Genomic DNA, 16,300 nt, shown 5'->3' with positions numbered 1-16,300 from the left:
CACGAATTTTACGTCGACATTAAAGAACGGAGCGTAGATAACGATGCAAGAATTACGCTGTATGTATTTAGTTTACAATTGCCTTCGTTGAAATCCTGACAAAATCCATATAAAGATGTATTTTCAATTTGAATTATCCTACTTTTAATACTGAAATTTAAATTGATTTACATGTAAAATATACATTAATATTTCGGAACGTAACTTCAAGTTCGAATTTTAAAAGCATTAAGTTATAAAAATCAATACTTTTAAATTTGGAATAATATTTTCACATTTCAAATATTAGGCAACATAAAATATGCATACCGATTTTTGCCATACCGTTAGGCACGGAAAAAAGACGAGACCTGCAAGGACGATCGCCTTGCTCCTTTGAACGTTTCTGTTAAAAAACTCGTAAAGTCACACTTTATCCCACGCATCATACAAATGGGTTCCACTTCATGTCAGCCACCAAGCTTGCCATCGTCGGCGTCGGCAAAATCGTTCGCGACCAGCACCTTCCCGCCATCGCAGGCAATCCGGATTTTGAATTGATCTGCACGGCCAGCCGCCACGGTACCGTGGATGGCGTCGCTTCTTACGGCACCATCGAGACCATGCTCGAGGCCGTCGAGGATATCGAGGCCGTATCGCTCTGCATGCCGCCGCAGTACCGTTACGAGGCTGCTTATGCGGCGCTGAATGCCGGCAAGCACGTTTTCCTCGAAAAGCCGCCGGGCGCAACGCTTTCGGAAGTTCAGGATCTCGCTCGCCTTGCGGATTCGAAGGGTCTTTCGCTATTTGCAAGCTGGCACTCGCGTTATGCGCCGGGCGTTGAAGCTGCAAAGGCGTTTCTCGCCTCGACAAAAATAGACAGCGTGCATGTCATCTGGAAAGAGGATGTGCGCCACTGGCACCCCAACCAGGCATGGATCTGGCAGGCGGGCGGTCTCGGTGTGTTCGATCCCGGCATCAACGCGCTGTCGATCATCACCCACATCCTGCCCCGCGCGCTGTTCCTGACCAAGGCAACTCTTGAGTTCCCGGAAAACCGCGACGCGCCCATCGCTGCCGAGCTGCATTTTTCCGACGTTACGAAAATGCCCGTGCGCGCCGAGTTCGACTGGCGCCAGACCGGCAAGCAGAGCTGGGATATCGTTGCCGAAACGGCGGCCGGGCAGATGGTGCTTTCGGAAGGCGGCGCGAAGCTCTCCATCAATGGCGAGCAGGCAGTGTCGGAACCCGAGCGGGAATATCCGGCGCTCTACGAGCGTTTTGCGGAAATCATCAAGGCCGGACGCTCTGATGTCGATCTTGCGCCGTTGACCCATGTGGCCGATGCATTCCTGCTTGGCCGCCACAAATTCGTGGATTCCTTCTACGACTGAGGAGCCGAAAGGCTTTTGGAAGCCTTCCGGAAGACAGGTGCATCAAAGGGCGCGGCTGACGAAACGGTCGCGCCCTGACTTTTTTGCCTGATACAGTGCCTCGTCTACGCTGCGTAAAAGCGTGGCGCGGTCAGCACCGGCCTGAGGGGCGATGGCGCCGCCAATGCTGAGACGCGCACCGACCGCCTGCCCGTCAACATCAAAGGGTTCACGGAAGGCCGCCAGAAGCCGGTCTGCCAGTCCGTTCATCACCTCAGACCTGCTGGGACGGGGTATGAAAATGGCGAATTCGTCGCCCCCCATGCGCACCACCGTATCTTCGCTGCGGATCGAATTGCGAATGCGGTCGGCGGCAGCGGTCAACACCCGGTCACCGGCCGGGTGACCGAACGTGTCATTGATCGCCTTGAAACCGTCCAGATCGAGATAGAGCACGCCGAAGGCCTCGTTCTCACGCAGGGCCGCGCCAAGCTGGCTATCGACAATCGCCTCCAGTGCCTTGCGATTGTAAAAGCCGGTCAACGGATCAGTCATCACCGCATCCCGCAATTCACGCTCCGCCAGACTCATTGTGAAGTTGGCCTTCTGTAGACGCAGGAGTGCGGCCGCCAGCAGCGCGAAGTGCTTCAGATTGTCAATTTCGCTGTGAGAGAATTTTCTCGGCACCGTATCGACAAGGCAAAAGGCGCCGACCACAAGCCCCGGTTCCAGCTCGATCGGCGCGCCGGCATAGGAACGCAATCCGGGACCGCCTTTCACATAGGACATGAAGCGGAAATCCGGATGCTGGGTCAGATCGGAAATGACCACGACATCCTGCCTGGCAATTACTCGGTTGCAGATCGACAGATCGCGCGGGCATTCCGAAAGTTGCATTCCCGCCTGTTCGGCAATATGGAGCCAGTCCTCATCGACGATATGGACGGCCGCACGCGGGACGTCAAAGACGCCCTGCCCCAATCGAGACAGCACTTCCAGTTCCGGCATCTCGGCATTCTTGACGGACATGATTGACCGCACCGCGACCAGACGCTCTATTTCCCCGTCGGGCCGTGAAATCGCCTGTCCCATGATGATGTCCTTCTGCTGTTTCGTCTGTGGCAGCCGCCACGTTCCGTCACCTGTCGGCCGGATCAGACAGCTATGTCCGATTCGGCTCATAATGCGAAAACCGACAGGCGGCGCCACATGCGAATTTTTGCCAGTCTTTTTGTGTGGGGAACTGTGATCAGGCCTTCTTCTGCCAGCGGCCTTCCGGCGATTGCTGCCAATAGGTCAGCGCATGACCTTCGGTCTTCAGCCTTTTCCAGTGATTCCGCGCCATTTCCAGCTGGTAGGCATCGTATCCGTCGAAAATGAACACTATCCGCTCATAGCCCTCCACCGCCGGCGGGGCGGCACCGTCGACCAGAAAGCGGACACTCGCCTCGTTACCGTTCGCATCCGACGCCGTCAAAAGAATCGGCTGGTTTTGCGGCACGGCAGAGGTATCCGTTGCGTGCGGCAGAAAACTGTCGTCACGAAAGGTCCACAGATGCGTGTCGAGGAAATCGCGGCGCTCCTCGTCCACCGTCTGGATCGCGACCTTCCAGCCGCGTTCCAGCGATTTTTCGAGCAAGGGCGGCAATGCATCCTCCAGCTTCGATTCCGTCAGATGGTAGAACAGGATTTCAGTCATCTGCGGACTTGCAGCTCCGGTCGCATCAATCTTCGTAGTGGGCGCGAACGAGTTCGTTCAGCAGCCGCACACCGTAGCCAGATCCCCAGGACTGGTTGATCTCGGTCATAGGCGAACCCATGGCGGTGCCGGCGATATCGAGATGCGCCCAGGGTGTTTCGCCCACGAAACGCTTGAGGAACTGAGCGGCGGTGACAGAGCCCGCCAGACGGCCGGAGCTGTTCTTCATGTCGGCGAATTTGGAATCAATAATCTTGTCGTAATCCTTGCCGAGCGGCATGCGCCACAGCTTTTCCGCCGTAACATCACCCGCCTGCGAAAGACGTGCAGCCAACTCGTCGTCATTCGAGAAAAGGCCAGCCTGAAGATTGCCGAGTGCAACCGTGATCGCTCCCGTCAAGGTGGCGAGGTTGATCATGAATTTCGGGCTGAAACGCTCCTTGGTGTACCAGAGTGCATCAGCCAGAACCAGCCGGCCTTCGGCGTCGGTATTGATGATCTCGATGGTCTGGCCGGACATGGAGGTGACGATATCGCCGGGACGCTGGGCGTTACCATCGGGCATGTTCTCCACCAGACCGATGACGCCGATCACATTGGCTTTCGCCTTGCGGGCCGCAAGCGTGTGCATGAGGCCAGTCACGGCGGCAGCGCCACCCATGTCGCCCTTCATGTCTTCCATGTTAAGGCCGGGCTTCAGCGAGATACCGCCGGTATCGAACACGACGCCCTTGCCGACGAAGGCGATAGGCTCGTCCTTCTTGGAGCCGCCGTTCCACTGCATGACCGCAAGCCGGGGCGGACGCGCCGAACCCTGCGCCACACCGAGAAGCGCGTTCATGCCAAGCTTCTTCAGCTCCTTCTCGCCGAGAATTTCGACCTCGACACCGAGCTTCTTCAACTCTTCCGCCTTTTCAGCGAACTCGACAGGACCGAGAACATTCGGCGGCAGGTTGACGAGGTCACGCGCCAGGACAACGCCGCCCGCGACGGCCTCCGACACGGCAAAGGCCTTTTCCGCCTCCTGATGGACTGCCGTCACGATGACGATTTCTACTTTCTTCGGCGACTTCTCATCATCGGATTTCTTCTTGGTCTTATAGGCATCGAAGCTATAGGCGCGCAGCAGCAGGCCAAGCGCAAAATCCGCAGCCGCCTGCGCACCGACATCGACGCCCGGGGCATCGAGATAAATGGCGACCTTGTCCGCCTTCCTGAAATTGGCGGCAGCAGTGCCGCCGGCACGCAGCCAGTCATGGGCGACAAGTTTCGCCGGCTTGCCGAGGCCAATGACGAGAAGCCGGTCGGCATTCGAGCCCTGCGGCGCAATCACGTCGAGTGTCGTCATGGACTTTGCGGAAAAGCCCGAGATCTTTGCCGCCCGTTCAAGCACGCCGCCCGGATCGGCCTCCGATGCGCCGGCAGCTGCCTGCGCCTCACCCGAGGCTTGCAGCACAACGGCAAGGGTATTTTCAAGCGAGGCGGAATTGGCGAAAGAAATATCGAATTTGGCGGACATGTTTTCCTGCTCTTCGTGGATAACTTGCGTGTGCGCCCGATCATGGCCTTTTCGGCCCCCGGCGCAACCCTGCATTTTTAAAGGCTCACATTCTTTAAAGGCCGACATTCGCTAAAGGAAAGGCATTTTTGTGGAATGGCCGATCGCGTCATGAAACCGACAGCTTGTTCCACAAAAAGACACAGGCGGTGGAAAAATCATCGTGCAAAACATATTTGTGAGCGTGCCGGAATAGCCAATTGCAAACGATGCGATTAGATAGGCGGAAATCCGGCGAGCGATCGCGCAGAAAAACAATGTCGACAAGGGCAGTATGAAGCTTCTCGAGAACTATATCCTGCGACGGACAACGCAGATGTTTCTGGTCGCGCTGCTGCCGGTGCTGGCCATCATCTGGACCATCCAGGTTCTCCAGAGAATCAACCTCGTCACCGATACCGGCCAGTCGATGGGTTCCTTCATGGCGCTGGCGACGATGATCCTGCCGACGCTGATCCCCGTCGTGTTGCCTTTCGCCCTCGTCATCGGCATCACCCAGACATTCACGGCGATGAACAACGATTCCGAGCTTGCCATCATCGATGCGGCAGGATCGTCGCGCTCTGTGATGTTTCGCCCGGTTATCATTCTGGCTGCCGTTCTAAGTGCGCTTTCCTTCACCATCACCAACTTCATCGAGCCGCCTGCCCGAAATTCGGCCAGGCAGATGGTGGCGGCTGCCTATGCCGACCTCCTCTCGTCGGTGATCGAGGAAAAGACCTTCCGCGCTGTTCAGGACGGCCTCTATGTGCAGATCGCCCAGCGTCAAGGCCGTATCCTCAAGGGCCTGTTCGTCGCCGACCGCCGCGATCCGAATTTCGATCTTATCTATTACGCCAAGGAAGGCATGATCGATGAAAGCGGCACGTCGCTGACGATGCGCGACGGCGAAGTCCAGCAGAAGACACCTGATGGCAAGGTCTCCATCGTCAAGTTCCTGTCCTATGCCTTCGACCTTTCGACCATGTCGGAAAAGCAGACTTCCGAACCGTCGCTTTCTCCGGGCGATGCGAGCCTCGGTTTCCTTCTCTCGCCAGACGAGAACAACGCGAGTTACAAGCGGTCTCCCGAAAGCTTCCGCAGTGAGCTGCACAAGCGCCTGTCGGACTGGATGTTCGCCTTCGCCTTCGCACTGATATCGCTGGTCATCGCCGCCGATGCGCGCTCGCATCGTGAAGCGCGCATGCATCCGATGGTCGCTGCGCTGGTAACGGCCTTCATGCTGCGCTGGCTCGGTTTTTACGTCACCAACCAGGTCAAGCAGAGCGCGGCTTTCATTCCGCTGGTCTATGCCGTGCCGGGTCTCAGCGGCGCCGCCGCCGCCTTTATTCTCATCACGGGTCGCAAGCCGAAAATGCCGAAGATCGTCGCGGATACGGCCAGCCGTCTGCGCCGTCTTTTCTCCAGCCGGCTGGCGCGAAGCTCGGGGAGCGGCAACGCATGATTTTCAGCACCCTCGCCCGGTACTTCCTCAAACGGTATCTGATCACGGCCATCTGGTTCCTGCTCGGCGTATCGGCAATCATCTATCTTGCCGATTTCAGCGAAACGGCGCGGCGCATGTCCAGCGTGCCGGGCTATTCGGTTCCGGGCGCACTTGGCCTCACCGCGCTTCGCCTGCCGCTGATCCTGCAGCAGACTATTCCTTTCATCGCACTCTTCGTCGGCATGACGACGCTGATCTCGCTCAACCGGCGTTACGAGCTCGTCGTCACGCGTGCGGCGGGGGTCTCCGCCTGGCAATTCATTCTTCCTTTCGTTCTTGGCGCGGTCTTTCTTGGAATCCTGTCCGTCCTCGTCCTCAACCCAATCGCTGCATGGGGCCAGAACCGCTCGCTGTCGATGGAGGCGGGCTGGCGTAACGAAGGCAGCGGCGGTCGCCAGCAGGACATCATTCCCTGGATGCGCCAGTCGAGTGGCGGCCAGGATACGATCATCGGCGCCAAGAGCTTCGAAGACAACGGAACCATGCTTCTCGATGTGGTTCTGATCCACCTCGACAAGGACGGAAACATTGTCTCCCGGCAGGACGCCAAGTCGGCAAAGTTGGAAGATGGTTACTGGCTTCTTAACGGCGTCGCGGAAACCCGCGCGGGACATGTGCCAGTTCGGCAAGAGAGCACGCGGATCAGTACCAATCTGAGACGGGAATTCGTTCAGGAACGCATGACACAGACGGAAACCGTTGCTTTATTTGATCTTTCTCACAAGATCGAAGTTGCAAAGTCTTTTGGACTGTCGTCAAAAGCGCTTGAGACGCAGTATCATTTCCTGCTATCGACGCCCCTGCTTCTGGTTGCGATGACCTTGATCGCCGCGACAGTTTCATTAAAGTTCAGCCGCTTCGCCCAGTCGCGCTCCGTGATTCTGGGTGGAATCGTTTCCGGCTTCGTGCTTTATGTAGTAACCGTGCTCGTAAGGGCATTCGGGAGTGGTGGCGTTGTCCCTCCCACCGTCGCGGTCTGGGTTCCAGTCATCGTGGCGTTGGCTTTGGGGGCAACCATTCTGCTTCATCAGGAGGACGGCTAGTGGCGGTATATGACCGCGGGAATATCAGGCGGCTTTGGACGGCCCTTCTGACAGGTGCCGCTGTGTGCGCATATTTGGCATCCAGCCCGGTCGCTTTCGGCCAGGGTGGTTTGCTTGCGCCCGGAAGCCAAGACGATTCGAAACTCCTGCTTACGGCAAATGAACTGACCTATAATCGCGATTCCCAGCGGGTCATCGCGAAGGGTGTGGTTCGCATGCATTATTCGGGCTACCGTATGGTGGCCCAGCAAGTGGAATATAATCAGCAGACGGGCCGCGTGATTGCGCACGGCAACATCGAGCTGATCGAGCCCGGCGGCAACAAGATCTATGCCGACGAGATGGATGTCACTGACGATTTCGGTCAGGGCTTCGTCAATGCGCTGCGCGTCGAGACCCCGGACAATACCCGCATCGCGGGTGAAAGCGCCGAACGGCTCGAAGGCGACCGCATGGTCCTCAATAACGGCGTCTATACCGCCTGTTTGCCCTGCGCCGAACGGCCCGAAAAGGCGCCGCTGTGGCAGGTCAAGGCTGAACGCGTCATTCAGGACGGCAAGACCCATACGATCCGGCTGGAAAAAGCCCGTTTGCAGCTTTTCGGCCATTCGATCGCCTATGTGCCGTTCCTGACGGTTCCGGACAATACGGTGAAGCGGAAGTCGGGTTTCCTGTTCCCGCAAATGAGCATTACCGACAACCTCGGTTTCGGCATCGGCGTGCCCTATTTTCAGGTTCTGTCCGACACCTCGGATGTGACCGTTACCCCGACCTATTACACGACGCAGGGTCTGCTTCTGCAGGCGGAACTGCGCCAGCGTTTCGAAACCGGCATGCACACCGTGACCGTCGCCGGCATCAGCCAGCTGAAGTCCGATACATTTACTGCCGGAACCAGTGACGCCCTCAACGACAATCGCGGCATGATTGCCAGCAAGGGTAACTTCTCCATCAATCCGCGCTGGGCATTCGGTTGGGATGCCATGGTGCAGACCGACAACAACTTTTCGCGCACCTATGGGCTGAAGGGTTACAAGAACGACGTCCAGACCAATCAGATCTATTTGGCTGGCACAGGCGAGCGGAACAGCTTCGATGCCCGCGGCTATTATTTCAACGTTCAGGATACGGACAACAACGAGTCCAACGAACGCAAGCAGGCCATCGTTCATCCGGTTGTCGACTACCGTTATTTCGTACCGGATCCGATCTATGGCGGCGAACTTTCGCTGACCACCAACCTGACCAGCATCACCCGCCAGAAACAGGATGCCTACGCGCTTGGAGGCTATTCGCGGTTCAACGGGCTTGAAGGCAACTATACGCGTCTTTCCACCGAAGCCGAATGGAAGCGCACCTTCACGATGGATAGCGGCCTGCAGATCACGCCGATCCTTGCCGCCCGTGGCGATGCGCTGTGGACGGATATGTCGGCGGCAAGCTTTACATCGGGTGGCACGTCCTATGCCTATCAGGGCATGATGCAGGACGATGCGGCATTGCGCGGCATGGTCACCGGCGGTCTGGAAGTGCGTTACCCCTGGCTGTTCACGGCGCTTAACAGCAACCACGTGATCGAGCCGATTGCGCAGATTTTCGTGCGTCCGAACGAACAATATGCCGGTCGCTTCCCCAATGAAGATGCCCAGGCTTTCGTGTTCGACGCGACCAACCTGTTCGAACGTGACAAGTTCTCCGGTTTCGACCGGATCGAAGGCGGCACGCGCGCAAACATCGGCCTCCGCTACAACGGCACGTTTGACAATGGCTACGGCATTCGCGCCATTGCCGGCCAGTCTTTCCATCTGGCGGGCGACAATTCCTTCGCCTCTTACGATCTGCTCAATGTTGGTGCCAATTCCGGTCTCGAATCTGACCGGTCTGACTACGTCGCCATGGCAGCCTTCGATGCGCCGATCGGCCTATCGCTGTCGTCGAGCCTGCGCTTCGACAAGGACAATCTCGAGATCAACCGTTCCGAGACAGGCGTCAGCTATTCGGACCGCCGCCTCACCGGCAAGCTCAGCTATACGCAGGTCAAGGCGCAGCCGCAGTACGGCTACAATGAAGACCGCGATATCGTTCAGGCCTCCGGTACGCTGCGCATGGACGACAACTGGTCGCTGTTCGGCTCGATCAACTACGATCTGAACGGAAAATTTGCCGCCGAGCGCCGTATTGGCATTGCCTATCAGGATGAATGCACGATCTTGACGGTCAGCTACTCCGACGAGGGCAATATCACGTCCAGCCGGCAGGCCGCCAATGACTGGTCGATCAATGCCCGTCTGGCGTTCCGCACGCTCGGCGATGTCAGCATTGGCTCCGCAAACGAGGACTGGGCCGATATGGATATCGGCTGGAAACCGAACAATTACTGAGTTTAAAGGCAGGCCATACAGCATCGTGGCCTGCCTTTTTGCCATCCAGCCAGTAAAAGTCACGGTTTTGCCGCAACAACGCGCCAGGGTCTGTCCGGTATAGGACCATCGGGTTTCTTTCAACAAACCGACACATTGCCGTCTTGCAGATCGCGATGATATATACGTGGCAAATTCGCGGTGCGGATGCACAGGTGCAGATCTGAAAAGCCGGGGTAAGGAATATTCCCCATTGGCAGACAGAACAGATTGGCGGGACGGGGAAACAGAACCCCGCCCGACGAAAGGGAGAAGGATATGATGAATTTCGGAAAGACGGCTTTGCGTGGCGCTGCTTTCGCCTTTGCGATATTCGCCGTTCCCATGGCCGTTGCGCCCTTTGCCAGCCAGGCCTTCGCCGACAGCACGGTCAAGATCGTCGTCAACAAGACGCCCATCACCAATGACGATATTGCCAAGCGTGTCGCCTTTCTGAAGTTGCAGCGTCAATCCGGCAATCTCGCCGAAAAGGCGCGCGAGCAGCTGGTTGATGAGGCGCTGAAGCGCGAAGAAATCGGTCGCGTGAAAATGTCCGTCAGCACCCAAGAGGTCGATGCGGCTTTTGCGCGCTTTGCTGCCAACAACAAGATGAACCCGCAACAGCTGACGCAGATCCTCGCCAAGGCCGGTGTCGGTGCTGACCATTTCAAATCCTTCATCGCCGTGCAGATGAGCTGGCCGCGCCTTGTGAACGCCCGTTATGGTGCGCGTGGCAAGATGTCTAACCAGGACCTCGTCACCCGCCTTAGGGAACGCGGCGACAAGCCGGTAACAACGGAATATTTCCTGCAACAGGTGATCTTTGTCGTTCCGGAATCGAAGCGCAATGCCATCACCGGCAAGCGCAAGGCTGAGGCTGAAGCCTCGCGCAAGCGTTATCCCGGCTGCGACCAGGCCATGACTTTCGCGGCCACCATGCGGGACGTGGCGATCAAGGATCTCGGACGGATTCTGGCGCCCGAACTGCCGGAAGAGTGGAAGCCTCTGGTGGAAAAGACCAAGGAAGGCGGCACCACAGGAACACGCGTGACCGAAAAGGGTGTCGAATATCTGGCAATCTGCAAGCAGCGTCAGGTTTCCGACGATTACGCAGCGGAAATGGTGTTCAAGTCCGAAGACCTGATGAAGGCCAAGGGTGGCGAAAACCCGAACGAGAAGAAATATATGGATGAGCTGCGCAAGAAGGCGCAGATCGTCAACACCTGATACGAGAGCCGGCCTTTCCGTGACACATGCATCCCTGCCGCTTGCCCTGACACAGGGAGATCCAGCCGGTATCGGCCCTGATATCGCCATTGCCGCCTGGGCCAAGCGCCGGGAGAACGGCGTAGCGCCCTTCATCTTCATCGGCGATCCCGATGTGGTGGCGAGCCGTGCGGCGCTGCTTGGTATACCGGTCAATATCGAGACCTGCGAAGCGCCGGATGCCGTCGGCGTGTTCGACCGTGCTTTTCCCGTTCTTTTTCTTCCCGTCGGTTTCGAGGTTCAGGCCGGCCAGCCGCATGTCGGCGCCGCTCATGCGACGATCAAGGCGATCGAGCTCGCCGTTGCCTTGACGGTCGAGGGCAAGGCTTCCGCCGTCGTCACCAATCCGATTGCGAAATCCGTGCTTTACGAAGCAGGCTTCGGTTTTCCCGGTCACACGGAATTTCTCGCCGATCTGGCTTTGCGCCTGACCGGCAAACAGGTGATGCCGGTGATGATGATTGCCGGACCCAAGGTCCGCGTCGTGCCGGTAACAATCCATATCCCCGTAAAAGACGTGCCTTCGGCGCTGACGGAAGACCTCATCGTCACCACTTGCCGCATTATCGATGCCGATCTGCGGCAGAAGTTCGGCATCGAGGCACCACGACTGGCGGTCGCCGGTCTCAATCCGCACGCGGGTGAAGATGGGGCATTGGGCACGGAGGACCGCGATGTGGTTCACCCTGCGACCATACGGTTGCGGAAAGACGGGATCGACGCTTTCGGCCCCCTGCCAGCCGATACGATGTTCCACGATGCCGCTCGCAGGCGCTATGATGTCGCCGTCTGCATGTATCACGATCAGGCCCTTATCCCGGCCAAGGCGCTTGGCTTTGACGATTCCGTCAATGTCACGCTCGGCCTGCCCTTCATCCGCACCTCGCCCGACCACGGCACCGCCTTCGGCATCGCCGGCCAGGGCATTGCCAGCGAAACGAGCCTTGTCGCAGCGCTGAAGATGGCGGCGGAGATTTCTCTTCGCAGCCGGGTCGGCGCATAATGGCCGCCATTGACGGATTGCCGCCGCTACGCGATGTCATTCAGCGCCATGGGCTAGACGCTAAGAAGTCGCTCGGGCAGAACTTCCTGTTCGATCTCAATCTCACCCAGAAGATCGCCCGAACCGCTGGGCCGCTTGACGGCGTGACGGTCATCGAGGTTGGCCCCGGGCCTGGCGGCCTCACCCGGGCCATTCTATCGCTCGGTGCCAAAAAGGTTATCGCCATCGAGCGGGACAGCCGCTGCCTGCCGGCACTTGCGGAGATCGAAGCGCATTATCCCGGACGTCTTGAGGTCATCGAGGGCGATGCGCTGAAGACCGATTTCGAGGCTTTGGTTCCCGCCGGCGAACCGGTGCGGATCATTGCCAACCTGCCTTACAATGTCGGCACGCAATTGCTGGTCAACTGGCTGCTGCCGAAAGAATGGCCGCCTTTCTGGCTCTCCATGACCCTGATGTTCCAGAAGGAAGTCGGCCAGCGCATCGTGGCGGAAGAAGGCGACAACCATTACGGCCGCCTTGGCGTTCTCGCCGGCTGGCGCACGGTTTCGGAAATGGCCTTCGACGTCCCGCCGCAGGCCTTCAGCCCACCGCCTAAGGTTACCTCGACGGTCGTGCATCTGCTGCCAAAGGAAAAGCCGCTGCCCTGCGATGTCGCAAAGCTCGAAAAGGTAACGGAAGCCGCCTTCGGCCAACGCCGCAAGATGCTGCGCCAGAGCGTGAAAAGCCTTGGCGGTGAAGTTCTGCTGGAAAAGGCAGGCATTGACGCGACACGGCGAGCGGAAACGCTGTCGGTCGAGGAATTTGTGACGCTGGCGAACTGCCTGTAATTGAAGGCGACGTTTCGGCACTTCTAACCCGGGTGACAGAATTAGGGGACAAGCGCGTGGAGAGTGCCGGTTTTCACTACAAGCTCCACATTCCCGTCGGATCGCCTGATTGCGCGGTCGTGTTGCTACACGGTTCGGGAAGAACGGAGGAAGATCTCGCTTCGTTTGGCCGTGCCGTTTTTCCCAACGGCATTCTCTATGCTCCGAGAGGCGTTGTGCCATGGGAAAATGGCTTTGCGTTTTTTCGCAGAAAGCCCGACAGACAACTCGATATTGACGACCTGAAACATCAAGCCGGCGGGCTTTGCCGGTTTATCGAATTCGTATTTCAGCAGACGGGGCAAAGACCCTTTCTCGTGGGATATTCAAACGGTGCGATCATCGCAGCTGAAACGATCTGCCAGAATCGTCATCTGTCGAGGGGTGCCATTCTGCTTCGGCCACTATCCCCCGCAATAACGAGCATTTTCCGAAGCTCACCGGATATCCTGCGCTCCTGCTGGCAGGTGCACATGATGAGCGGCGGCATCGCGATGATGCGCCCCATTTGGCCGATCAATTTTCGACTGCGGGCGCGGATGTGGTACTGGAGACACTCGACACAGGCCATGGCTGGGCAGCAGACGCGGCAGACGAGCGGCTGTCCCGGCAATGGCTACTTCAGCGTTAGAGATAACACGCCGCTTTAACCGCCAAATCAGAGCTGCGGTTCTTCCGCAAGCAGTCCGCGCACGAAATCGAACATGCCATGGCGGCGGTCGCGGCGCACACGTTCAGCCTTGACTATCGCTTCTACGGCCTCGAAGGCCGCCTGCAGGTCGTCGTTGAGGATGACGTAGTCGTAATCGCGCCAGTGCTCGATCTCGGCGCGGGAATTGAGAAGCCGGGTCTGGATCACCGCTTCGGTGTCTTCGGCGCGGCGGTGCAGGCGCGATTGCAGCTCGGTCATGGTTGGCGGCAGGATGAAGATCGACACGACGTCGGCCTTCATCTTGTCCTGAAGCTGCTCGGCGCCCTGCCAGTCGATGTCGAACAGCATGTCGCGTCCGGCCGCCATCGCCACTTCCACCGGCTCGCGCGGCGTGCCGTAGAAATTGCCGTGAACCTCTGCCCATTCCAGAAGCTCATCGCTGTCACGCAGGCGCTCGAAGTCGCGCTTGGAGATGAAGTGGTAGTGGATGCCTTCAATCTCGCTCTGGCGGCGCGGGCGCGTCGTCACGCTGACGGACAGGCTGATGTTCTTGTCCTTGTCGAGCAGGTTGCGCGCAATCGTGGATTTACCAGCGCCCGATGGCGATGAAATCACCAGCATCAGCCCTCTGCGGGCAATCGTAACAGGGGAATTGTTCACCGGAACCATGGGTCTACTCCAGATTTTGGACCTGCTCGCGGAACTGGTCGATAACCACTTTCAGCTCTATGCCTGCTGCGGTTACCGCACTGGCGTTCGATTTGGAACAGATTGTATTCGACTCGCGGTTAAATTCCTGTGCAAGAAAATCGAGCTTGCGGCCAACTGGGCCGCCATGAGCCAAAAGTTCGCGCGATGCCTGGACATGTGCGTGTAGCCGGTCGACCTCTTCGCGCAGATCCGCCTTGGTAGCGATCAGTGCGGCCTCGGCGTGCAGACGGTCGCGATCGAGCCCGTGCATGCCATCGCCAATCAGGGCAATCTGCTGGGCAAGCCTTGCCGCGATCTGTTCCGGCTGGCGGGAAGGATCGTTTTCGATGAGGTTCACGAGTTGCTCGATCCTGTCGATCTGCCCGGACAGGATGGCAAACAGGGAAGCCCCCTCCCGCTCGCGCATGTCCTTCAGCTTCTCGACGGCAGCGGCAAAGCCCGCAAGCACGTCGGCGTTGCGCGCGGCCTGCGCCTCGGCGTCATCTTCCGCCTCGCGAAAATCGACCAGCCCGCGCAGCGACAGCAGCGTATCGAAGCTCAGCGGCTTGTCGTCGACGACGTCGCCCAGTTCTTTCTTGAGAGCGAGAACTGCGGCAAGAGCATCGCGGTTGATCACCGCCTCCAGCCGGTTTTCCGCAATCGCCAGCGTCAATCCCGCCTGAACATTGCCGCGGGAAAGATGCTGTGCCGCGATTTCCCGCAGGCCCGTTTCCAGCGCTTCCAGACCGTTTGGCAGGCGCAGGCGCACGTCGAGCCCCTTGCCGTTCACCGAGCGCAATTCCCACGCCCAGCGGTAACGGCCGGAGGTTCCTTCGCTGCGCGCGAACCCGGTCATCGATTGCAATGTCATATTCAGAAAGCCCCCATCAAGCCGTGCAAAAAACCGGGCCTTGCAATGACAAGGCCCGGTCAGAACTATCAGTTATTGGCCGGTTTTTCCGCCTCGGTGCCGCCGGGCTGACCATCCACGACAACATCGGGATTGGCGCCGGAAGCCGCTTTTTCGGCCTCGATCTTGCGCCAGCGGCGCACATTGGCGTTATGTTCGTCCAGCGTCTTCGCAAACACATGGCCGCCGGTGCCATCGGCAACAAAGTAGATGTCATCGGTGCGCCACGGGTTGGCAACCGCCTCGAGTGCGGCCCGGCCCGGATTGGCGATGGGAGACGGTGGCAGGCCCTTGATGACATAGGTGTTGAACGGCGTCTGCTTTTGCAGGTCCGACTGGTAGATCGGACGGTCAGACGGTTTGCCGTCGCCGCCAAAGAGACCGTAGATGATCGTCGGGTCGGATTGCAGGCGCATGCCCTTCTTCAGGCGGTTGTAGAACACCGAAGCGACATGGGCGCGCTCGTCGTCCTTGCCGGTTTCCTTCTCCACGATCGAGGCGAGCGTCACGAATTCCTCGACCGTCTTGATCGGCAGGTCGGGGTCGCGGCGTTCCCAGATCATGTCGATCAGCTTCTCCTGCGCTGCACTCATCTGGTTGATGATTTCCTCACGCTTCGTACCACGGGTAAAGCGATAGGTATCGGGACGAAGGCTGCCTTCCGGCGGCAGGGTGGCGGGCAATTCGCCATCCAGCACCTCGTCGGCGGCAAGCCGCGCGAACATCTGCTTGACGGTCAGACCTTCCGGCAACGACACGGAATAAAGGATCGATTTGCCGGACTCCAAGAGCATCATGATATCCTTCATCGATGCGCCGGCCTTGATTTCGTATTCGCCCGCCTTCAGCGTCTGGTCCTTTTGCAGGTAGCTGCCCGTCATCAGGCGGAAAACACGGGCATTGGATACGACGTCATTGCGCTCGAGATTATTGGCGATCTCGATGAGGCCTGCGCCGTTGCGCACCGTGAAATGTGTGTTCGTCTGAAGCGGACCGGGCTCCTGGAACGCATTGATCATGTAATAGAAGGCCGCGACAGCAAGCACACAGACGGCAACCGCAAGCGTCATCAGAAAATTCAGGAAGATCACCAGCTGGCCATGGGCCTTGCGGGAGCGCTTCGGTGGAGCCGGCACCTTTTCCGGCCGAAGCGCTTCGGTCGGGGATTTCGGGATGATCGGGCCGCGATTGCCCTCACCCGCGCCGTCTCGTCCGTATGGTCCCTGGCTGTTCTGGTTCGTGTCGCTCACCGTCGGTCCTTTTCAGTTCGGCGTTGTCAGCGCTTTTTGCGCAGGTAATGCGGCAAAAACAGGTTCGGAATGCCTTCCTGCACCACATAGAGACATCGTGAAGACCTCATTGTCCTCCTTCAC

Annotated in this window: 13 protein-coding genes and 1 pseudogene; 8 read left to right on the top strand and 6 right to left on the bottom strand. The window is 58.4% G+C overall.

What is annotated here, in order from left to right:
- The first annotated feature begins 446 nt into the window (after positions 1 to 446).
- On the top strand, positions 447 to 1,373 hold the full coding sequence (locus CRO62_RS23180; protein ID WP_097102146.1) for a Gfo/Idh/MocA family protein: 927 nt from the start codon (positions 447 to 449) through the stop codon (positions 1,371 to 1,373).
- A 42-nt stretch (positions 1,374 to 1,415) separates the two neighbouring features.
- Here the strand turns inward: CRO62_RS23180 and CRO62_RS23175 are convergent, their stop codons facing one another.
- From CRO62_RS23175 to CRO62_RS23165, 3 genes are all read right to left on the bottom strand, one after another.
- The gene (locus CRO62_RS23175) at positions 1,416 to 2,444 is read right to left on the bottom strand and encodes a sensor domain-containing diguanylate cyclase (RefSeq protein WP_097103253.1); all 1,029 of its coding nucleotides are present in this window, start codon (positions 2,442 to 2,444) and stop codon (positions 1,416 to 1,418) included.
- Positions 2,445 to 2,601: 157 nt separating this feature from the next.
- A complete protein-coding gene (locus CRO62_RS23170) occupies positions 2,602 to 3,051 on the bottom strand; it encodes a DNA polymerase III subunit chi (protein ID WP_097102144.1) in 450 nt (149 codons plus the stop codon).
- Between the two features lie 25 nt (positions 3,052 to 3,076).
- Positions 3,077 to 4,570, bottom strand: a complete 1,494-nt coding sequence (locus CRO62_RS23165) for a leucyl aminopeptidase (RefSeq protein WP_097102142.1) — start codon at positions 4,568 to 4,570, stop codon at positions 3,077 to 3,079.
- 313 nt (positions 4,571 to 4,883) lie between these two features.
- Here CRO62_RS23165 and CRO62_RS23160 point away from each other — a divergent pair, with 313 nt between their 5' ends.
- The 7 genes and pseudogenes from CRO62_RS23160 to CRO62_RS23130 all read left to right on the top strand — a co-directional run bounded on the left by CRO62_RS23160 (position 4,884) and on the right by CRO62_RS23130 (position 13,306).
- Positions 4,884 to 6,053, top strand: a complete 1,170-nt coding sequence (locus tag CRO62_RS23160; protein WP_097102140.1) for an LptF/LptG family permease — start codon at positions 4,884 to 4,886, stop codon at positions 6,051 to 6,053.
- Positions 6,050 to 7,138, top strand: a complete 1,089-nt coding sequence (lptG, locus tag CRO62_RS23155) for an LPS export ABC transporter permease LptG (protein WP_097102138.1) — start codon at positions 6,050 to 6,052, stop codon at positions 7,136 to 7,138. Before CRO62_RS23160 ends, lptG begins: the two co-directional genes overlap by 4 nt.
- Entirely contained in the window at positions 7,138 to 9,519 is a 2,382-nt protein-coding gene (locus CRO62_RS23150; protein ID WP_097102136.1) for an LPS-assembly protein LptD, read from the top strand. Before lptG ends, CRO62_RS23150 begins: the two co-directional genes overlap by 1 nt.
- Positions 9,520 to 9,816: 297 nt before the next feature.
- Entirely contained in the window at positions 9,817 to 10,764 is a 948-nt protein-coding gene (locus tag CRO62_RS23145) for a SurA N-terminal domain-containing protein (protein ID WP_097102133.1), read from the top strand.
- 19 nt (positions 10,765 to 10,783) lie between these two features.
- Positions 10,784 to 11,806 carry a 4-hydroxythreonine-4-phosphate dehydrogenase PdxA gene (gene pdxA / locus CRO62_RS23140; RefSeq protein WP_097102131.1) on the top strand — a complete coding sequence of 341 codons (1,023 nt, stop codon included), beginning with the start codon at positions 10,784 to 10,786 and terminating at the stop codon, positions 11,804 to 11,806.
- Complete coding sequence (rsmA, locus tag CRO62_RS23135) at positions 11,806 to 12,636, top strand: 16S rRNA (adenine(1518)-N(6)/adenine(1519)-N(6))-dimethyltransferase RsmA (protein ID WP_013635841.1); 831 nt, start codon at positions 11,806 to 11,808, stop codon at positions 12,634 to 12,636. The genes pdxA and rsmA overlap by 1 nt, the downstream gene beginning before the upstream one ends.
- A 56-nt stretch (positions 12,637 to 12,692) precedes the next feature.
- A pseudogene (locus tag CRO62_RS23130) lies at positions 12,693 to 13,306 on the top strand (alpha/beta hydrolase).
- Positions 13,307 to 13,333: 27 nt separating this feature from the next.
- On the opposite strand, the gene gmk reads toward CRO62_RS23130, so the two are convergent.
- The 3 genes from gmk to mltG form a co-directional block, all read right to left on the bottom strand.
- Positions 13,334 to 13,996: a guanylate kinase gene (gmk, locus tag CRO62_RS23125; RefSeq protein WP_003512388.1), complete on the bottom strand. Its 663-nt coding sequence runs from the start codon at positions 13,994 to 13,996 to the stop codon at positions 13,334 to 13,336.
- 4 nt (positions 13,997 to 14,000) lie between these two features.
- Positions 14,001 to 14,888 (bottom strand): YicC/YloC family endoribonuclease, encoded by an 888-nt coding sequence (locus CRO62_RS23120; protein WP_097102129.1) that lies wholly within the window; start codon positions 14,886 to 14,888, stop codon positions 14,001 to 14,003.
- 68 nt (positions 14,889 to 14,956) lie between these two features.
- The gene (mltG, locus tag CRO62_RS23115; protein ID WP_003512383.1) at positions 14,957 to 16,177 is read right to left on the bottom strand and encodes an endolytic transglycosylase MltG; all 1,221 of its coding nucleotides are present in this window, start codon (positions 16,175 to 16,177) and stop codon (positions 14,957 to 14,959) included.
- Between the last annotated feature and the right edge of the window lie 123 nt (positions 16,178 to 16,300).

This window comes from Rhizobium sp. AN6A (genome assembly GCF_900215635.1).
Lineage (GTDB): Bacteria > Pseudomonadota > Alphaproteobacteria > Rhizobiales > Rhizobiaceae > Agrobacterium > Agrobacterium tumefaciens.
This window is presented reverse-complemented; position numbering and strand designations above follow the sequence as displayed.